Consider the following 20718-nt stretch of genomic DNA (forward strand, 5'->3'; position numbering starts at 1 on the left):
GATGTTGTATTCAAATAATTCTCACAGTTGATGCGGTAGGTTTTCATCAAGCAACACGCGCATCAGCAACCTCTAATGTCATCTCAAGATACGCGACAGCCTGTTCTTGAGATACCGTCGGAAAGTCATCAAGAAACTTGTTGAGTGAGTCCCCTGCCGTTAGATGTTGAATTAAAATCTCGACGGGTACACGGGTACCAGCGAAAACTAAGGCTCCATTCATCACTTTTGGGTTGCGCGAAACAATATGTTCTTTTTTCATTGGTGAACCTCCTTGAAAAGGGTTATATGGAATTTATGTCAGAGTATCCTCAAAGCGGCTTCATACTTGTCTCTAACCATGTCTTGGACATCTTCTTGCAGTTTCTGCCAACTCCGTTGCAGTTTTGCTTTGACCCATACTTTACCTTCATCAATTCCCATTCCGTGATGAACATAAGCCAAGTACAAAAGTGAAGGCACCTGTTCAATGTGAGACATGGCATCAGCATTGGCAAGGCACGCTCCCTCTGCACTCCGATGTTTAACTGTTACACTTCCTCGATGTGTTGCAATAGCGTCCTTGACAGCTTCCGTTTTCTCTTTTCGATAGCCGAAACGCTTAAGCAGTTTCTCTGCTTCAATCGGACCATGGATATGATGATCCGCATAGAGTGCTTCGTCCTTTATGCTGGCGTAATCGTGGAGTAACGCCGCAAATTCCACAATTTCGGGATCAGCATCAAAGCGTGGGGCGAGTTGTTTTGCGTTATGAACGACTGGTAGGATATGGTGGGTCCAAATGTCGTAACCGAAAATATTCGTATCAGCGGCACAAGCCTGTTCAACAATCTGCTCAACCTTGTTTTTTACAGTTTCAATCATAGAGAATCTTCTTTTAGAGTAAAGTTTAGAATTAATTAGACACTCCGCACCGGCGAGGTTAGAAACCTTGAAGAAATTGAGGAAACACCCTACGTTGTGTTTACATTCCATCATCAAAATCGTCCGGAAGTCAGTGCCTATCAGAATTTACGTCTATAGATCAAATGGATATTGCAGAACTATGGAAGCCTTGCCATGACTGGATCCGGAGCCACAATGTAAACACTACCTAGCAAAAACCCTACCAAGGGAGGGACAAATGTCTATTTATTTTTGGTTTTACTATAAATCACCCACAGATTAAGATTAATATCAAATATTCTACGTGAAGGCATTCGTCACAGCAGAATTTTCCAGTTAGTACACCTCGTTTTCAACAGTATTAAGAATACCACAAGACTCAAATCGTAGCAACTGAAATGCTATTGAAAGAAGATGAACATCACGTGATTATTTCTACCGATACTGAAACGAAAAACTTGCTTTTTTTTCCCATATATGCTATAATTTTCTCTCAGCAACGGAATACAGAAAGTGTGACCTACCTTCTTAACATGTGCCTGAAGGCAACGCCCTTGAATAGAAATTATCAAGCTGCACCAGAAAGGGGAATCCCATTTGATAAACTTATATGGAGCAACCTATGACAGAATGCAACTGCTTCGCCACGTCGGAGATGTATCGCAAATTGCCCATGCCAAAATGTACCAATTAACGGATGGCAACGAAAAGGGCGTTGACGCTATCGACTTCCGAACCGGTAGCGGTCTTAATTTCACCGTGCTACCCAGTCGCGGTTTGGATGTATCGTATGCAGAATATCAGGGCATCCCGCTCTGTTGGCGTTCGAGTACAGGCGATGTCAGTCCGGCACATTATGAACCAGAGGGGCTGGGGTGGCTACGAGGGTTTTATGGCGGCTTGCTGACAACTTGCGGTATGCGACAAGTGGGTGTCCCCGGAGAAGATGACGATGAGGCATTCGGGCTTCACGGCAGAGTCTCACATATCCCTGCCAAAAACGTTTGGGTGGACAGCCGATGGGAAGGACAGCGCTATATGCTATGGGCGCAGGGCAAGGTGAGAGAAACCGCCGCGTTGGGTGAAAATCTCATTCGCACCCGTAGAATTTGGACCGAATTAGGTTCTCGGACGTTGCATATTGAGGATATCGTCGAAAACGTGGGATACCAAGATTCACCTCACATGTACCTCTTCCATATTAATATCGGATTCCCAATCCTTACCCAAAACAGCGAATTGATTGCCCCTTCGTCACAAGTGACCCCACGAGATGAACAAGCTGCCGCAAATCTAAACAATTATAATCTCTGCGAACCGCCAACTGTCGATTTTCAAGAAGAAGTTTTCTATCACGAAATGGAACCAGATGTTGATAACCACATCCACGTCGCGCTTGTAAACCGCAATTTTAACGGTGGGCAAGGTATCGGTGTATCGGTCCGCTATCACAAAACGCAGTTTCCACATTTTGTCCAGTGGAAGATGTGTGGCGAAGGCAGCTATGTCTTCGGTTTAGAACCCTCGAATTGCAGGGTAGAAGGCAGGGCAAAGGAACGCGAACGGGGTGCTCTACAATATATCGAACCCGGTGGCCGTAGGCACTATGAAGTCGAAATCGGTGTATTGACTTCCAATGCGGAAATTAATGCACTCCAAGAAAAAATATCAAAAACCCAAAATTAATACTATAAATTTGGTGTGGATATACCAATAGGTTGTCTCACACCTCAGGAGAAATTGATAATGAAGAAACGTCTGTTTTTACCCCTGATTGCATTAGTGTTCCTGACAACGTTGATATTCGTTGGTTGCAGCGCAAAAGAGCCCCCTCCAGCCCCAATTACCACCGAAGCCCCTATAGCACAACAAGAACCAAAGGAAAAACAAGAAGAATCACAGACCATAGAACAAGACCTTGATGAACATAGCGAATCGTCGGAGGAAACACACGAAGACCCCCATACAGCTGAAGAGGAAACGCATCGTGAAGTCGAACCTGAAGAAGCAATGCCGCTGGTAGAGATTCCAGACAGCAGCGTGTTGCATCTGATACCGGAACACACAGCGGGAATCATCTATTGTCCGAGTTTGAATGCGTTAAACGATCGGGTTAACATGTTGGCGATGGACTTGATGCCGACCGCTGAAAATCCGGAGATCATCGCCAAAATTTTAGCAAATACGTTTGGGGCTGGCTTTGAGAATCTTAGTGAATTGGAGGAAATTGGGCTGGATATGAATCAAGATTTTGCCATCTTCATGACCTCCTTGCACCCACACGATCTCTCCGCAACCGTGCATCTCACTGATCCTGCGGCTATGAAACAGGTCATTGATGCCGAGAGCGAGGGCAGGGCATCTATAGAGTATAACGGCGTAACCTATTGGAACGCCGCTGGTGGGGGCGGTAGCTTCGCCATTATAGATAACATCCTCATTTTTTCTCAGTCCTCTGAAGTCTGTGAAAACGTTATCGACACCTATAAGAAAACAAAACCCGCTGTTACAACCGATCCCGATTATAGCACTTTCCTTGCTGAGGTATCAGGAGGGACTGCACAGCTCGCAGTCCACTTTAATCTGGAATCAATCGCGCCTCTGTTGAGCGTGGCACTGAAGGGTGAATCGGAAGCAATGAAGGACAGCCTTGAAAGCGATCCTGCAGCCATGGCAGCATCGCCCATTTTTGAAAGTATGTTCGTTGGCGCGATAGATTTTATTGAGCAGCTGAAATCTCTGAGTGCCACGTTGGAAGTAGAAGGCACCGATGTGAAACTCTCTCCATTTCTGAAGTTCCAGAGCAATGGCGGAATTCAGAACGCGTTAAAAGGGATGGCTCCCAACGAATTGACCCTCCTTAACGAACTTCCAAGCCCGGCATTCACGAACGGTGCCCTTCAGGGGACACCCGAACTGCTGATTGAGATGAGCATGTTCTGGCTGAAAATACTTGCACAGGACTCCAACCCGGAACAGACTGAGATGCTCGCGTCCCTTACCAAACAGATGAACGATTTTTACGAGGCTCTCGGTGAAGAATGGGCTTTCTCTATCAATTTCGGTAGCAGTATCCTCCCGGATTATTTAGTTATCTATGAGTTGAGAGATAAACAAAGCGCAAAAGCCTACATGGAAGAGGCGTTACTGAAACAACTCCAAGACTCAATGGCATTCGCTCGAAACATGATTGGCGATAGTGCTAATCTGGACATGTACAAAGGGGCGCATCCAGGCGAACCCATGATGCATAATGGCGTTGAGATTAAAAGTTACGTCTTTCCAAATTTCGGTAGTGCTTTCGGAACGATGCCACCCGAGGCTGCCGGGTTGATGCCACAGGAATGGCATTGGTACTATGCTATTACTGATGATCACTTATTTATAGTGACGGGCAGCCCTGAACTCCTAAAGATGAACCTGGACAACAGAGCAGGGATGGCGACTGTCCCCAGTTTCTCTGGGGAACCGAGTTATGAAAAATTGGTCACGGCTTTAGGCTTGGAGAGTAACCTGTTTTTTGCTATTTCTCCAATAACCCTGGTTAAAAGTCTCCTACCCATTATTGCGAAGGTAGCGGATCCGAATGGTGCAGCCGCATTGCAAATGATGTCGGGAATGTTTATGAATTTGCCAGAGCATTATAGCATCGGTTTTTCCGCGAAAGTCCAAGACGATGGCATCGGCGCGGAACTTCTGCTGACCCTCGGCGATTTCAGGCAACTCATCCAAATTTTTGCGATGATGCAGGGTATGGGGCAGATGCAATAAGGTCCATTTTTCTGGTTTACCATATAGTTAGATATAGACTTCATTTTTTTGAAAAAAACAAAATTGATTTATTATCACTTTTGAAGTCTCGAAAATTGTGTTCACTCTACATCCGTTGACTTTATAATGATATAACGATTTAAAATTTGACAAAACATGAAGTTTTTAGTAATATATACTCTTAACGTATGTGAAAATATAGAATGCGTGAACCGTTCTGGATGAGGCATGCTGTCCGCCTGTCTAAAATATTATAGATAGCAACTTGCGTTATCACTATATAAACCCAAGTTGCTACTTACAAGATTTCGGCATGCAGATACCGTTTTTCATTGAAATGGGTCATTATGGGTAGGTGTTTTGTAGCGTAAACTTTCAGTTTGCGTTCTGAGATGCACACCCTAATAGGTTATGCTACAAACTATCAACTTGGGTTATATAACCTTAAGTTGCTACTTCGGGCGTTATCGAGAGTTTGAATAAATTTTATTGGACGGCGTCACCTTACTGAGGAGGAAAGGCTCGTGCACAAATATAGAGGTTTCATGAATTTGTTTTTTATAGAAAATCGAAAATATCAATACATCTTCGGCTTCAGCATTGCGATTTTGCTAATCGCTTCTGCTTATGCCATTGCTGATACAACCGAAGATACAGCAGAGGCTGTTGAGGCTCCGGCACCCAAGAAGAGTCCGATTAAAGTCGGCGGAGCAATGCGTGTCAACTACGCCTATGGTGCTTATGGCAGTGAGGATGCTCCACATCCGCGAGGTGAAAAGATCGGGGATGTTGACCTTGAGATATTCCGCCTCAATGCTGATTTGGACTATAACAACATCATCAGTCGGCTTGAATACCGGTGGTATGATGGCTACAGCATGATACACACCGCATGGTTAGGGTATAAACTCGGTGATTCTGGCACAGTTAAGGCGGGTATTGTGCGAGTTCCCTTCGGTCCGACCGCCTATGGTGTTTCGACGAGTTGGTTTTTTGACCAACATTTTTACGTAGGACTCGCCGACGACATGGACTTAGGAGTCACCTGGAACACTACCTTTGATAAACTCACGCTCGATGTCGGTTACTATCCTATGAGCGACCCTCAGCTGATACAGTATGGCAGCCTGGCGAGTTCGCGATACAGTTATGACATTGTCAAATGGGAAGAAAAAGCCGATGCCAAAGGCACCGTTGAGTGGGGGGCTGGGGAAAACGGGTTTGATGAGCGACATCAATTTAATCTCCGCGCCATCTACGCACTTGAAAACATCGCAGACGTGGGTGTGTCGCTGCAATACGGATTATTGGCGGGAACAAATGTTGGGGATGACGATAGTGGGAACCATTATGCGTTTTCCGGACACATCAAGAACTCGTTCGCAGATTTCACACTCTTTTCACAATTCTCCTATTACGCCCATAATATCACCGATAAAACCCCTTGGGGGACTGGGGACCTAATTCCGATGGGGGCTTACGACTTTGCATGGCCCATCGCCTCAACAGGATTAATACCTGCGCTCTCGCTACGATACGGCGGTATAGATACCTCAAGTATCTCATGGGTTGACAGCCTTACCCCGTATGCGGAATGGAGCACTATCCTCAAAACTGTAGATGACTACAACGCCAGCACCCTCGTGACGCTCGGTGCAAGTTGGACAATCTTGGGAGCATTATATGTCTACAGTGATCTGGCACTTTCGAATGGCAACTTTTTTGTGGGCAACACGGGAGATGACTACGGAAATATCCTGACAGGAGTTAGTCACGTTGGTGCCAACGGAAATAACGTATGGCATTGGCGCCTTAACTTTAACTTCGGTTATTATTTCTAATCGGCTACGCGACCTTCCAGTGGGTGTGCATTTTGTAAGTGCACACTCCATTCCGTGCGCGGTTGAAAAACCGCCAAATCAACTCTAAAAGGAGAATTTTGAAAATGCACGAAGAAGGAAAACACCTCCAGAACGACACCAAGATATTTGGGCTGACTCCGGTTTTTCTCATTTCCTCAATCGCCATCGTCATTTTTGTCATCGGGTCCCTCGTCTTCCGGGAAGGTGCAACAAACCTTTTCGGTGCCACCCGAAAATGGCTCACCACAAATTTCGACTGGTGGTTTATGGACATTGTTAACCTCCTTGTGGTATTCTGTCTATTTCTGATTGTCTCCCCATTGGGCAAGGTCCGACTCGGCGGGCGGGATGCCGTTCCTGAATACTCCAACCTCACTTGGTTCGCCATGCTCTTTGCAGCTGGCATTGGTATCGGGCTCCTATTCTTCGGGGTCTTAGAACCCGTCCAACACTTTATGAGTCCTCCGCTCGGAGGTGAAGCAAACACCGATACAGCTATCGGTATTGCAGCAACGACATTTCACTGGGGCATACACGGCTGGGCAGTCTACGGTGTCGTCGGACTTGCCCTGGCATTCTTCGCCTACAACCGGGGGCTCCCACTCACCATTCGCTCGGCATTCCATCCCTTGCTCGGTGATCGCATTTGGGGCTGGCCGGGTCATGTCATTGATACGCTCGCTGTCTTCGCCAGTTTGTTCGGACTCGCCACTTCACTCGGCTTAGGTGCCCAGCAGGTGACCGCCGGACTCGACTATCTCTTTGGGATTCCCGCGACTAACACCACCATGGTAGTCCTGATCGTTGTAATAACCGCAGCCGCGCTCATCTCCGTGCTGACGGGGCTGAATGTAGGTATCAAACGTCTCAGCCAATTAAACGTGATTCTCGCGTTTTTGCTCCTACTCTTTGTCATCGTCGTCGGTCCGAAAATCGCCATATTTAAAGGTATATTCACTGGACTGACTGAATATATCTCTAAGATGAGACCCCTCAGCAACTGGGTCGGCCGCGAAGACACAGGGTTTCTCCATGGATGGACAACGTTCTATTGGGCGTGGTGGATCGCTTGGGCTCCCTTCGTCGGCACATTCATCGCCCGCATTTCAAAGGGACGGACGGTGCGTGAGTTTATCATCGGTGTCCTCCTGCTACCAACCTTGTTGTGTTTAATCTGGTTTAGTGCGTTTGGGGGCACTGCCCTGGATCAGATCACCAGTGATAACTACACGGGTGTGACAGAAACTGTCGAAGCGTATAAGCCAGAACTCTCGCTGTTCAAAATGCTTGACGAACTGCCGATGACGACCCTGATCTCTTCCATCGCGATGCTGCTAACGATCATCTTTTTTGTTACCTCATCCGACTCTGGGTCGCTTGTCATTGATACCATCACGGCGGGGGGTAAACTTGACGCGCCAGTATCTCACCGAGTGTTCTGGTGCACGGCTGAGGGAGCTGTTGCCATCGTGCTGTTACTTGGCGGCGGGCTGAGTTCGTTGCAGGCTGCCTCCCTCGTTGCAGGCTTCCCGTTTGCAGCTGTGCTATTCGGGATGGGAGCTTGTGTCTGGATTGGGCTTCGTAACGAAGCACGTCAATCTTAAGAGCAATTGACTGCCAGCACTTGGCAGTTAGAAGAATGGTTATTGGTGGTCGGTTAAGAGGTTTTGATTAAATCAAACATCTTTTAACCGCCGCCGAAAGCCGAAAGTCAACAAATATGAACACGACAGATCTGGAATTTGAGAAGCCGTTTATCGAATTAGAACGGCACCTTGGGCACCTGGAAGCCTTCGCGCAAGCACACCCTGAATTAGACCTGAAAGAAGGGATGACTGCGCTAAAGCAGAATACGAATACGCTTACACGGCAAACGTTCCAAAAGCTAAGTCGCTGGGATAAAGTCCGGTTAGCGCGGCATCCGCAACGCCCACAAGCCCCCTTTTATATTAACGCACTTTTCGATGAACATGTTGAACTTCACAGCGATAAACTCTACGGTGACGATCGGGCACTCGTGGGGGGGGTTGCCTGGTTCGACGGACAACCGCTTGTCTACCTTGCACAGCAAAAAGGCACGAATCTTGAAGAACGACAGGAGATGAATTTCGGGTACACGCATCCGGAGGGATACCGCAAGGCAAGACGATTGATGCAGTTAGCTGATAAATTCAACCGCCCCTTAATATGTTTTGTCGATACGCCAGGGGCACATTTTGACCTCCGTTCCGAAGAATACGGGCAAGCAATGGCGATCGCTGAAAATCTTGCGGAGATGATGACCCTGCGTGTTCCACTCCTTGCTGTCATTATTGGCGAAGGGGGCAGTGGCGGTGCTTTGGCAATTGCAGTTGGAAATCGCGTCTTGATGATGGAATACGCTGTCTACTGTGTCGCCCCCCCTGAAGCCTGCAGTGGTATCGTGTGGAAGGATAAAGGCGAACACGCTCCTGAAGCAACCGAAGGGTATAAACCTACCGCTCCAGATCTGCTCAAGTTAGAGATTATTGACCAGATTATTCGGGAACCGCTCGGTGGGGCACACAGGGATGCGGAAGCCGCTGCACGCAGCGTTAAACGCGCAGTCCGTAAACACCTCACTGAATTGATGCAGATGACCCCCGAACAACTGATTCAACAAAGATACGATCGTTACCGGCATATAGGACTTTATGGCGAAGATCATGCTTGATGGGTGAATACGAGCACTATGAAAATCCGAACGATTACCACAGGCATTCCACTCCCTTTTTCGCCGTACCAACTTCAACGTGCAGCAAAATTTAACGCTGACTGTCAATCCTATTTTGAGGCGAAGGGTTACGAGGTCCAAACAACTCGTGTAAGTTGCCAAATTTGGGGTGAGAATCGGGACGTAGATACCATCTTAAGGTTGGAATCCGAGGCACGGGCATTCGGAATTGAGTTTCTTAACTTAGGGACAATCCTACCTGAAAAACGGCACACCCAAACGCATATTGCTTGCCTCGCTGACGTAATTATCCAGAGCGAGATCCTCTTCGCTACTGTTACCCTTACGACGCCATCTGGACATGTCGCATCGGAGATAGCGGAAAGTACTGCTGAGGTTATTCAGCAAATTGCGCATCGAACCGATGCCGGTTATGGGAACCTTCGTTTCGCAGCCTTGATGAATTGTCCACCAAACACCCCTTTTTTCCCAGCCGCCTTCTGGCAAGACACCCGAACTAACTTCGGTATCGGATGGCAAGCGGCGGATCTTGTGCAACAGGCTTTCACAGATGCCCCTAATCTGGAAATTGCGTTGCAAAATCTGAAGACGCTCATGGAAGTCGAAGGACAGAAGATTGTCGCACTCGCAGAAACCTTTGCGCAGGAATGGGGCGTGAAATTTGTCGGTATAGACGTGTCACCCGCGCCAATGGGTGATGAGAGTATCGCTTATGCAATGGAACACCAACTGCCCGGTTTCTTTGGTGAACGGGGCACGTTAACAGTTGCTGCTGGTTTGACGCGAACCCTTCGATCACTCTCATTACCTCTCTGTGGATATTCGGGATTGATGCTCCCAGTCCTTGAAGATGTTGGACTGGGAAAACGCAGCGCAGCGGGACACTTTAACCTCGACAGTCTCCTCCTCTATTCCACTGTCTGCGGGACAGGGTTGGATACCATTCCGATACCCGGTAATGCTTCGACCTCTCAAATTACCTCTATTCTGAAGGATGTCGCCACGCTCTCTATACAATTAAACAAACCGTTATCCGTCCGCCTTTTTCCGGTTCCAGGATGCGACGCACACTGCATGACAGAATTTGATTCCCCCTATCTCACAAATACTGTAGTGATGCAGATATAGTCAAGGAATTTATCATTAGGACGAGATTGATTGTAAACTTTTTTGCTTGTCAATTGCCATACCTTTTGATAAGATGATGCGAATGAACCGATTGTAACCTTCTACTTTACGCAATATGACCGATAAAAAAGGACAGCCATGAGTGACAAACCCCATGTTCTCCTGATTTCGACAGATCATTGGCCCAACTCTTTATTAGGTGTCAATGGGCATCCAGCCATCCAAACACCGACGCTGGACACACTCGCTCGCGCGGGCACCCGTTTTACGCGAGGTTATAGCGAATGTCCCGTCTGCGTTCCGGCGCGAAAAACGCTGATGACCGGCACAACAACACGCACCCATAAAGACAGGGTTTTCAACGATCGGCAGGGATTAAATGGACTCCCAACAGTCGCACAGACCTTTCGGGATGCGGGGTATCAAGCCTATGCTGTTGGCAAGTTGCATATCTATCCCCAGCGTGATCGCATCGGTTTCGACGATGTGCTGTTAGGTGAGGAAGGCAGATTGCAGCACGGCGTGGTTGATGACTATGAGCTTTTCCTCGGGGACAGAGGTTATGCGGGTCAACTGTTCGCCCACGGGATGTGCAACAACGATTATCTCAACCGTCCGTGGCATCTTCCTGAAGACTGCCACGTCACAAACTGGAGCACGCAGCAGATGGTGCGGACGATTAAACGCCGCGACCCCACACGCCCTGGGTTCTGGTTCCTTTCCTATTGCCATCCACATCCACCCTTAGCACCCCTTCAGTGCTACATGGACATGTATCGCGATATTGACGTGGACATGCCCTATTGTGGCGAATGGGCGCAGCAAACCGATCGACTCCCCCTGCCTTTAAAGGCGCGCCAGAAACAGGACGAGCATTTCACAGAAGATCAAATTCGTTCAGCACGCCAAGCATTTTATGCCCTCTGCACACATATCGACCATCAATTGCGGGTTGTTATTGGAACTTTACGGGAGGAAGGACTCCTGAACAATACGATTCTTTTGTTTACTTCCGACCACGGCGACATGCTCGGAAATCATCGAATGTGGGCAAAACGCCTCTATTATGAGGATTCCGCCAATGTTCCGATGCTGCTCGTCGGCACCGCAGGCGATGAACGCGTAGGACATCATAGGGTGGATGACCGGCTCGTCGGATGGCAGGATGTCATGCCGACACTCCTCCATCTCGCAGGAATTGACATTCCAGATACCGTAGATGGAATCCCGATGGTAGGTGACGAAAAGCGCGATTGGTTATACGGCGAAATTGGTGAAGGCGGCAGCGCGACCCGAATGATTCATGACGGACGTTTCAAGCTAATTTATTACGCCACCGGAAACCACCGGCAACTCTTCGATCTGGAAGAGGATCCGAGGGAATTGAACGACCTCGCCGATTCACCGGGCCATACTGAAATACTGGAACGCCTGACGAACCATCTCATCGGCGAACTCTATGGAGACGATGAAGACTGGATACAAGACGGTAAACTCGTCGGCTTGCCTGACCGAGCGTATCGTCCATCTCCCAACCGGGCCTTATCAGGTCAACGCGGACTCCACTGGCCACCGCCGCCATCCGCAGGGCGTTGAATAATATTCCCAAACGCGGTTGGATGAAGATTAATTTATTAATTCGGTAATTTATTGGTGAAGTCCGGTGCGGTTAGGAAACCGCACCTACCGGGCATGGGAGAATATAGCATTACCGAATTATTTTCTGAAATTTCATGAAACCGCACCTCCCAATCCACGTTTTCCGACCACCCCTTTAACCCCATGATTCTGAAATCAACGCCTATACCCCCCAATTAAAATCGTTGAATCTCTATGCTAAATGTGATATTATCTTTAGGACTTACGCATTTTCTCTTAAAGTCCCCCTGATAAGGGGGACTTAGGGGGTTAAATCACGGAAATACACTGTTTTTTGCCCAATTTGCGTAAGTCCTGATCTTAACAATAATTGATTACCGAGTGGATATAGGCTGGGTTGAGTTGTGAATGACTGAGGTTCCCAGTTTATACGTAGAACCCTGATTTCCGATGATACATTCGTATAGATATAACGAAATCCAACAACCCAAAAGCTATGGCAAAAAAGAAATCAGACACAAACACGAATAAAAACGGGGCAATGCTCGGTTTTGAGGCGACCTTATACCAAGCAGCCGATAAACTCCGCAACAACATGGATGCCGCTGAATATAAGCACGTCGTGTTGGGATTAATTTTCCTTAAATACATTTCAGACACTTTTGAAGAAAAGCACAATTTCCTGCTTCAAGAACTTGCTAATCCTCAGAGTGAACTCTATGTCAAAGAGGAACTCGACCGTTTCGAGTATGCAGAGGACAGAGACGAATACTTGGCAGAAAATATCTTTTATGTCCCAGAGGAAGCCCGTTGGTCATATTTACAAGCAAACGCCAAGCAACCAGAAATTGGAACACTGATTGATAACGCGATGATCGCAATTGAAAAGGAAAATCCACGACTCAAAGGCGTTCTGCCCAAAAATTACGCACGCCCAGGACTTGACAAGCAACGCCTCGGTGAACTCGTTGACCTCGTCAGCACAATCGGTTTAGGTGAAAAAGAGAATCGCTCAAAAGACATACTGGGCAGGGTTTATGAATACTTCCTCGCACAATTCGCCAGTGCCGAAGGTAAAAGGGGTGGTCAGTTCTACACGCCTCGCTGTGTTGTGCAGCTCCTCGTTGAGATGCTCGCACCCTATCAAGGACGGATTTACGACCCGTGTTGCGGCTCAGGCGGTATGTTTGTTCAGAGCGAAGCGTTCGTCGAAGCACACGGCGGGCAGCGCGATGATATTTCTATCTATGGGCAAGAGTCTAACCCGACAACACGACAATTGGCACTGATGAACCTCGCGATTCGCGGCATTGAAGCGAATCTTGGTCAGGAACACGCTGACAGCTTTCACGACGACATGCACCCAGACCTAAAAGTTGATTACATCCTCGCGAATCCGCCGTTCAACAGCAGCGATTGGGGTGGTGACCGATTGCGTGAAGATAAACGTTGGGTTTACGGTACCCCACCTACTGGCAATGCCAACTTTGCTTGGGTGCAACATTTTATCTATCACCTTGCCCCAAACGGTATTGCTGGATTTGTATTAGCAAACGGATCCATGAGCAGCAATACCGCCACCGAAGGCGAAATTCGCAAGAACATTATTGAAGCCGACTTGGTGGACTGCATGGTGGCGTTGCCTGGGCAGCTTTTCTATTCCACATCAATTCCTGTGTGTCTCTGGTTTATCGCAAGGAACAAAGAAAATTACCGTTTTCGGAAACGCATTGGTGAGACGCTTTTTATAGACGCTCGCAGGTTAGGAAAGATGATTGACCGCGTCCACCGAGAATTAACGGGTGCGGAACTCACACGCATTGCTGAAACCTATCACGCATGGCGTGGCGATGAGGGTGCCGGGGAATATGTAGACGTACCTGGCTTCTGCAAAAGTTCTACGCTCGCCGAAGTCCAAGCGCACGCCAACGTCCTAACGCCTGGACGTTACGTTGGGGCAGAAGTGCAAAAGGACGATAGCGAACCCTTTGAGGCCACAATAGCACACTTGACACAGAAATTGACCGAACAGATGACAGAGGCACGGCGATTGGATGAGACTATCGCTAAGAATTTAGAGATACTCGGATTTGGAGAGGACTCATGAATTTCATGGAAGAGAACTGATAGTATGCATTGTCGCTATCATTGGTCATTCCGCATTAATAGAATATCGCCCTTATTCCAAAGGAGATAGAAAATGACAGTCAAAGAATTGGTAAAATTTCTCGAAAAATATCCTGACGATTTACGAGTTGTTGTCAACGGCTATGAGGACGGCTATGACGACATTTCACCAAATCGGATTTTCACCAGAAAAATACAGTTAGACGCTGGAACCCCTGACTGGGAAGGACAACACGGAGATCCACCCTATGAGAGTGAAGAAAAAATTGGTGATGCCAAAATTGTAGAGGCTCTGGTTTTCCATCGCGCTCCGTATTATTGAAGTAGCTTGAAAACAATTCTCACTCAGAGGTAGGTTATGATGTTTGGTTTTCCTGATGGATGGAAACTTCAATCCGTAGAAGATAGCATGAAAGCGATTATTGATTATCGCGGTAAGACCCCGCGCAAAACGCCTTCTGGTGTTCCGCTAATTACGGCGAAAATCGTCAAAGATGGTCGAATAATGACTCCTACCGAATTCATCGCTGCCGAAGGTTATGATTCATGGATGAATCGGGGATTGCCAGAACCCGGTGATGTCGTCATGACGACTGAAGCTCCTTTGGGCGAGATTGCACAACTTGATAATCGTAAAGTTGCGCTTGGTCAGCGACTTATCACTTTGAGAGGCAAACCAGATGTATTAAACAATACTTATCTGAAGTTTGCAATGCAAGCAGCGTTTGTGCAAAACCAGTTGAAGGCAAGATCCACAGGTACTACTGTTCTGGGGATTTCTCAACGTGAACTTAGAGAGGTTGAAATTCCACTTCCGCCTCTGTCTGAACAACACCGTATCGCTCACATCCTCGGCACGCTTGACCAAAAAATTGAACTCAACCAACAGATGAATGAAACACTGGAAGCAACAGCGCGGGCAATTTTCAAATCATGGTTTGTAGACTTTGACCCCGTAAAGGCAAAGAAGGAAGGACGCAAACCGCCATTCATGGATACTGAAACAGCAGCCTTATTTCCCTCAGCGTTTCAAGATTCTCAGCTAGGGAAGATTCCAAAGGGATGGAAGGTTCAAACACTCGGCGAGATTGCAGAAAACGTTCGACGTAGTGTAAAAGCAAGCGAAATTGACTCCAGGGAATGTTTCCTCGGCTTAGAACACATGCCAAGACGAAGTATAACTCTTTTTCAATGGGAAACAGCCTCCGAAATCCAAAGCAATAAATCTCGCTTCAGAAAGGGTGAAATCCTCTTAGGCAAACTTAACCCACATTTCCACAAGGTTGGCGTTGCGCCTATTGATGGGATTTGCTCAACTGACATTTTAGTAATTCAACCAGTCAATGTGGGATGGTTCGGAATTGTCTTGGGACTCGTATCCAGCGATAATTTTGTCGCTTATACCAGTGCACACGCAAGAGGAACAACGTTGCCACGAACAAATTGGAAAGATATGTCAAGGTACAAGATCGCGCTGCCTAACGTCGAAATTGCCAAAAAATATGCCGAATTCATACAGCCAATTATCAACAAAATCATTGAAAATACCCATCAATCTCGCACTCTTGCCCAAACTCAAGACACACTACTGCCAAAGTTGTTATCTGGTGAAATCTGCGTAGACGATGCCTCTGAGATGTTGGAGGAAACTTAGATGCCTCAACATGCTGTTCCACATATTGAATCATTGCGTGTGAAGAATTACCGCGCATTACGGGATATAGAATTGAAACAACTTAAACCGTTGACTGTCTTTTTAGGCGCGAACGGTAGCGGTAAATCAACACTTTTTGATGTCTTTGCGTTCCTTTCTGAATGTTTCACAATCGGGTTGCGTCACGCATGTAACAAGAGAGGGGGACTTAAGGAACTGCGGACACGAGGTTGTGATGGACCGATTGAATTTGAGTTGAAATATAGAGAGAAACCTAAAACACCCGTTATCACCTACCACCTGTCTATTGCCGAAGATCCTATGAAAGACCCTTTTGTTGAAACCGAATGGCTGCAACGGAGGTTCGGTAGTAGAGGAAAACCGGTTCGTTTCCTCAATTTTCATCACGGAAAAGGCAGTGTAATTCCCGGCGAAACACCAGATAAGGCGGACGAACGGATCAATGAGCAACTTGATGATCCGTCGGCACTCGCTGCTAATATGTTGGGGCAGCTGGCAAGACATCCCCGCGTAGGTGCCCTTCGGCGTTTTATTACAGATTGGCATCTCTCCGACCTTTCTACCGATGCGACGCGCCAAGCAACCAACGATGGACCGCAAAAGCGATTGTCCACAACAGGTGACAACTTGCCCAATGTTATTCAATACTTGCAAGAAAGATATCCAGAACGTTTGGAAAAAATTATCTCTTCTCTGTCAAATCAGGTGCCTCGCTTAGAAAAGATTGACACAGAATTAATGATGAGTGGTCGCCGCCTGCTAAAGATTAAAGATGCCCCGTTTGACCAACCCATCTTGGCGAAGTTCGCCTCCGATGGCACATTGAAACTGTTGTCGTACCTGACGCTGTTTCATGACCCACAACCGCCGCAATTGATCGGCATCGAAGAACCCGAGAACTACCTACACCCACGTTTGTTGACAGGTTTAGTCGGGGGGTTTCTTGAGGCCCTAATGTTTTCTCAACTCATAGTTACCACGCATTCGCCTCACCTTGTCAACGAATTGAGTGCTGAGGAAGTGTGGGTGCTCTATCGGGATGAAGAAGGTTTCACAGTGTGCAAACGCGCCTCGGATATGCTCGGAGTAGAGCAACTTTTGGATGCTGGCGCGAAGTTGGGAAAACTTTGGATGGAGGGTTACTTTGAATTCGGTGATCCGTTGACCAATGCAGGCGGTCCGAAGCGAGGTGTGCGTGCACATTGAATTCCTTTTGAAGGACTCAAGGCATGCGTGGGAGAAGAATTGTTGGTGTAAGGACCTCAGAGCAATAACATGAATCTCAATACAATTTACGAATCCGATATCGAAGAAACTGCCCTTAAGTGGTTTGCTGATTTGGATTACACCGTTTTACACGGTCCTGACATAGCACCAGACACGTCCGATGCTGAACGTTCCTCTTACAGTGAAGTAATCTTAACCAGCCGTTTACGAGATATAGTTGCCCATCTTAATCCAGAAATACCCGCCGATGCACAGGAAGAAGCAATCCGTAAAGTGCTTCATCCAGATTCTCCCGCTCTGGTTCAGAACAACCAGACATTTCATCAGATACTGGTTGCTGGTGTAGAGGTCGAGTATCGACAACCAGAGGGAACACCACGCAGTGGACAAGTAAGGTTCATCGATTTTGATACCCCTGCAAACAACGACTGGCTCGCAGTCAACCAATTCACAGTGGTAGAAAAAAGTGATCGCCGTCCGGATATCGTTCTGTTTATCAACGGACTCCCTTTAGCCGTGATTGAGCTCAAAAATCCAACCGATGAAAAAGCCACGGTCTTAACAGCGTTTCGTCAAATCCAGACTTACAAACAGGAAATCTCTACACTGTTCACCTATAACGAAGCGATCGTCATTTCTGATGGATTAGAGGCTCGTATCGGATCCTTAACCGCCGATACGGAATGGTTTTTGCCGTGGCGGACAATCGAAGGAGAGGACGAGGCACCATCAGCCGAATTGGAATTGGAAATCTTGCTTAAGGGGGCCTTTGAGAAAAGCCGATTTTTGAATTATCTCAAACATTTCATCGTTTTTGAAGAAACCGACAGTGGGACGATCGCGAAAAAAATCGCTGGTTATCACCAATTTCATGCAGTTAAAACCGCAGTTGATACAACCGTCCAAGCCTCGCGCCCGGAAGGCGAGCAGCAGTGTGGTGTTGTCTGGCACACCCAGGGTTCAGGTAAAAGCTTAACGATGGCGTTTTATGCCGGTAGTATCATCCAACACCCGCAGATGGAAAATCCAACGCTCGTCGTTATCACTGATATGAATGATTTAGACGATCAACTCTTCGGCACTTTTGCTCGGTGTCAGCAACTCCTGCGGCAAACCCCCGTGCAGGCGAAAAACAGGAAGCATTTGCGTGAACTCCTGAAGGTTGCCTCTGGTGGTGTCGTCTTTACTACGGTTCAAAAATTTTTTCCTGAAGGTGAGGAAACCCGTTTTCCGCAACTGTCCGATCGGCGTAACATCGTGCTTATCGCGGACGAAGCACACCGTAGCCAATACGGTTTTATTGATGGATTCGCTCGTCATATACGCGATGCGCTTCCCAATGCCTCTTTTATTGGATTTACCGGCACGCCGATTGAATTGGCGGATCGCAACACCCTTGCTGTTTTTGGGAATTACATTAGCGTCTACGACATCCAACAGGCGGTTGATGATGGTGCCACCGTTCCAATTTACTACGAAAGCCGTCTTGCCAAGATTGAACTTGACGAGAACGAAAAGCCCCATATTGATCCAGAATTCGAGGAAGTGACCGAAAGAGAGGAGACAACACAAAAGGAAAAACTCAAAACTAAATGGGCACAACTTGAAGCATTGGTCGGAACCGAAAAACGGCTCGGACTCATCGCGGACGACATAATTGCACATTTTGAAGAACGATTGGAAACGATAGAGGGTAAGGGGATGATTGTTGGTATGAGCCGCCGCATCTGCGTTGACCTCTACAATGCCATTGTCAAACGCCGCCTAGAGTGGCATGATGACGATGATAAAAAGGGTGAGATAAAAGTTGTGATGACAGGTTCTGCCTCTGATGATGTATCGTGGCAGCCGCACATCCGAAACAAGGCGCGGCGCGAAGAAATGGCAACTCGATTCAAAAATCCGAATGACTCGCTGAAACTTGTCATTGTCCGCGATATGTGGCTAACAGGATTTGACGCGCCAAGCCTTCATACTATGTATGTAGACAAACCGATGCGTGGACACGGACTGATGCAGGCGATTGCCCGTGTCAATCGCGTATACCGTGACAAACCCGGCGGTTTGATTGTAGACTACATAGGGCTTGCTTACCATTTAAAACAGGCCTTACAGAATTACACTAAAAGCGGTGGAAAAGGAAACGCTACGCTTGATAAAGCTGAAGCAGTCGCCGTGATGTTGGAGAAATACGAGATCTGCTGTGGACTTTTCCATGGATTTGACTGGTCGCGATGGATTACTGGGAATGCCGAAGATCGAATGAGATTACTACCACCGGCACAAGAACATATATTGGCACAAAAGGATGGCAAAGAGCGTTTACTGAAAGTGGTTACTGAGCTCTCCAAAGCGTTTGCTCTGGCTGTGCCAGATGAAAAAACAACTGAGATTCGCGACGATGTTGCCTTTTTTCAGGCAGTAAGAAAGGTTTTGGCAAAACCCTCAACTGCAGAAGAAACACAGGCTGAAACTACAGAACAAGCCATTAAGCAGTTAGTGTCCAAGGCAGTCGCTTCTGAAGGTGTGGTTGACATCTTTACTGCCGCCGGATTGGAGAAGCCTGATGTCTCAATTCTTTCTGATGAATTCCTTGCCGAAGTGCGGGATTTACCTCATAAAAACGTGGCAGTTGAACTTTTGGAGAAACTGCTTGGTGATGAAGTTAGAACCCGCTCACAGAAAAACGTTGTCCAAGGACGTTCATTTGCCAGTATGCTGGAAGGTTCAATTCGCACCTATCAGAACCGGACAATTGAAGCATCACAAGTCATTGAAGAACTCATCAAAATTGCAAAAGAGATGCGTCAAGCACAGGACCGAGGTGAAGAGTTAGGACTGTCGGATGAAGAATTAGCATTCTATGACGCCCTTGAAGTTAGCGATAGTGCTGTCAAAGTGTTGGGTGATGAGACGCTACAAGCCATCGCTGTTGAACTTGTGGAAACCGTTCGACAGAACGTGAGTATTGACTGGGCAATAAAAGAAAGTGCCCGCGCGAATATACGAAGAATGGTGAAGCGTATTCTTCGCAGACACGGCTATCCGCGGGCTAAACAGGAAAAGGCTGCTGAAACTGTCTTGGAACAGGCAGAGGTATTGTGCAAGGATTGGGCAGCGTAGAAGATTGAAAACAGTCCATTTTGGGTCTAAGGCAATTCTTTTTTCCGTCTATCCAGTAGATATTGCATATTCCCAAAACTAAATATCGCCCAAAATGCACTAAAAATATTTGACAAAGTTTCAAAAATCAATTATATTAATCTATCAGGCATCTTTTGTTAGGGCATGTATTTCAATTCTAAATCAATGTCATAACGCAAACAACTAAGAAAGGAAAATATATGTTAGCAGAAATCCGTCAAAGAGAAGGGGTCATTGTGATTCGACCCACGGGCCGTATGATTGGTGCGGCAAACGCTGAAATTAGAGAGCAAATTAATGAGGAATTGGAGGAGCATTTTGACTCCCCAAAGGTTATCTTTAACCTCGAGAATGTTACCCGTATGGACAGTAGCGGTCTCGGCACGTTGGTATCTGTGAACGTGACGGTTTCCCGCAAAGGCGGGCGGACGGCACTCGTCAACGCAGGTGCACATATCCGCAATCTTCTCATCCTCGGACGCTTAATGAGCGTTTTTGAAAACTACAATAGCGAAGAAGAGGGAATCCTCGCCCTAACCTCTGAGGCAAGCTAATCAATAGGGCGATTGTCCCTGTTGCTACTTAGG

General features: G+C 47.2%; 15 protein-coding genes. 13 read left to right on the plus strand and 2 right to left on the minus strand.

Annotated elements, in window-relative coordinates; translation table 11 throughout:
* Window positions 1–46: 46 nt before the first annotated feature.
* Window positions 47–262, minus strand: coding sequence for a DUF433 domain-containing protein (locus F4X88_12100; protein ID MYA57033.1), 216 nt, complete (start codon window positions 260–262; stop codon window positions 47–49).
* Between the two features lie 38 nt (window positions 263–300).
* Window positions 301–978 carry an HD domain-containing protein gene (locus tag F4X88_12105; protein MYA57034.1) on the minus strand — a complete coding sequence of 226 codons (678 nt, stop codon included), beginning with the start codon at window positions 976–978 and terminating at the stop codon, window positions 301–303.
* 537 nt (window positions 979–1515) lie between these two features.
* Here F4X88_12105 and F4X88_12110 point away from each other — a divergent pair.
* From F4X88_12110 to F4X88_12170, 13 genes are all read left to right on the plus strand, one after another.
* Window positions 1516–2571, plus strand: coding sequence for an aldose 1-epimerase family protein (locus F4X88_12110; protein ID MYA57035.1), 1056 nt, complete (start codon window positions 1516–1518; stop codon window positions 2569–2571).
* Between the two features lie 60 nt (window positions 2572–2631).
* Complete coding sequence (locus tag F4X88_12115) at window positions 2632–4656, plus strand: DUF3352 domain-containing protein (protein MYA57036.1); 2025 nt, start codon at window positions 2632–2634, stop codon at window positions 4654–4656.
* A gap of 524 nt (window positions 4657–5180) precedes the next feature.
* Window positions 5181–6497: a hypothetical protein gene (locus tag F4X88_12120; protein ID MYA57037.1), complete on the plus strand. Its 1317-nt coding sequence runs from the start codon at window positions 5181–5183 to the stop codon at window positions 6495–6497.
* A 104-nt stretch (window positions 6498–6601) separates the two neighbouring features.
* Window positions 6602–8122 (plus strand): BCCT family transporter, encoded by a 1521-nt coding sequence (locus F4X88_12125; GenBank protein ID MYA57038.1) that lies wholly within the window; start codon window positions 6602–6604, stop codon window positions 8120–8122.
* A 116-nt stretch (window positions 8123–8238) separates the two neighbouring features.
* Window positions 8239–9210, plus strand: coding sequence for an acetyl-CoA carboxylase carboxyltransferase subunit alpha (locus F4X88_12130; protein ID MYA57039.1), 972 nt, complete (start codon window positions 8239–8241; stop codon window positions 9208–9210).
* An 18-nt stretch (window positions 9211–9228) separates the two neighbouring features.
* A complete protein-coding gene (locus tag F4X88_12135) occupies window positions 9229–10359 on the plus strand; it encodes a DUF711 family protein (GenBank protein ID MYA57040.1) in 1131 nt (376 codons plus the stop codon).
* A gap of 138 nt (window positions 10360–10497) precedes the next feature.
* Complete coding sequence (locus tag F4X88_12140; protein MYA57041.1) at window positions 10498–11955, plus strand: sulfatase-like hydrolase/transferase; 1458 nt, start codon at window positions 10498–10500, stop codon at window positions 11953–11955.
* 499 nt (window positions 11956–12454) lie between these two features.
* Window positions 12455–14065, plus strand: a complete 1611-nt coding sequence (locus tag F4X88_12145) for a type I restriction-modification system subunit M (GenBank protein MYA57042.1) — start codon at window positions 12455–12457, stop codon at window positions 14063–14065.
* 93 nt (window positions 14066–14158) lie between these two features.
* On the plus strand, window positions 14159–14407 hold the full coding sequence (locus F4X88_12150) for a hypothetical protein (protein MYA57043.1): 249 nt from the start codon (window positions 14159–14161) through the stop codon (window positions 14405–14407).
* Between the two features lie 36 nt (window positions 14408–14443).
* Window positions 14444–15739 carry a restriction endonuclease subunit S gene (locus F4X88_12155; GenBank protein MYA57044.1) on the plus strand — a complete coding sequence of 432 codons (1296 nt, stop codon included), beginning with the start codon at window positions 14444–14446 and terminating at the stop codon, window positions 15737–15739.
* Entirely contained in the window at window positions 15740–16966 is a 1227-nt protein-coding gene (locus F4X88_12160; GenBank protein ID MYA57045.1) for an AAA family ATPase, read from the plus strand.
* Between the two features lie 69 nt (window positions 16967–17035).
* Complete coding sequence (locus tag F4X88_12165; GenBank protein ID MYA57046.1) at window positions 17036–20110, plus strand: type I restriction endonuclease subunit R; 3075 nt, start codon at window positions 17036–17038, stop codon at window positions 20108–20110.
* Between the two features lie 221 nt (window positions 20111–20331).
* Window positions 20332–20685, plus strand: a complete 354-nt coding sequence (locus F4X88_12170; protein MYA57047.1) for an STAS domain-containing protein — start codon at window positions 20332–20334, stop codon at window positions 20683–20685.
* Window positions 20686–20718 lie beyond the last annotated feature (33 nt).

The organism is Candidatus Poribacteria bacterium (assembly GCA_009839745.1).
GTDB lineage: Bacteria > Poribacteria > WGA-4E > WGA-4E > WGA-3G > WGA-3G.

Bases quoted from the DNA above. Each gene is read 5' to 3' on its own strand.
- F4X88_12170 (MYA57047.1), top strand. From the start codon at position 20,332: ATGTTAGCAGAAATCCGTCAAAGAGAAGGGGTCATTGTGATTCGACCC.
- F4X88_12135 (MYA57040.1), top strand. From the start codon at position 9,229: ATGAAAATCCGAACGATTACCACAGGCATTCCACTCCCTTTTTCGCCG.
- F4X88_12165 (MYA57046.1), top strand. From the start codon at position 17,036: ATGAATCTCAATACAATTTACGAATCCGATATCGAAGAAACTGCCCTT.
- F4X88_12125 (MYA57038.1), top strand. From the start codon at position 6,602: ATGCACGAAGAAGGAAAACACCTCCAGAACGACACCAAGATATTTGGG.
- F4X88_12145 (MYA57042.1), top strand. From the start codon at position 12,455: ATGGCAAAAAAGAAATCAGACACAAACACGAATAAAAACGGGGCAATG.
- F4X88_12140 (MYA57041.1), top strand. From the start codon at position 10,498: ATGAGTGACAAACCCCATGTTCTCCTGATTTCGACAGATCATTGGCCC.
- F4X88_12130 (MYA57039.1), top strand. From the start codon at position 8,239: ATGAACACGACAGATCTGGAATTTGAGAAGCCGTTTATCGAATTAGAA.
- F4X88_12110 (MYA57035.1), top strand. From the start codon at position 1,516: ATGCAACTGCTTCGCCACGTCGGAGATGTATCGCAAATTGCCCATGCC.
- F4X88_12100 (MYA57033.1), bottom strand. From the start codon at position 262: ATGAAAAAAGAACATATTGTTTCGCGCAACCCAAAAGTGATGAATGGA.
- F4X88_12115 (MYA57036.1), top strand. From the start codon at position 2,632: ATGAAGAAACGTCTGTTTTTACCCCTGATTGCATTAGTGTTCCTGACA.
- F4X88_12150 (MYA57043.1), top strand. From the start codon at position 14,159: ATGACAGTCAAAGAATTGGTAAAATTTCTCGAAAAATATCCTGACGAT.
- F4X88_12160 (MYA57045.1), top strand. From the start codon at position 15,740: ATGCCTCAACATGCTGTTCCACATATTGAATCATTGCGTGTGAAGAAT.
- F4X88_12105 (MYA57034.1), bottom strand. From the start codon at position 978: ATGATGGAATGTAAACACAACGTAGGGTGTTTCCTCAATTTCTTCAAG.
- F4X88_12155 (MYA57044.1), top strand. From the start codon at position 14,444: ATGATGTTTGGTTTTCCTGATGGATGGAAACTTCAATCCGTAGAAGAT.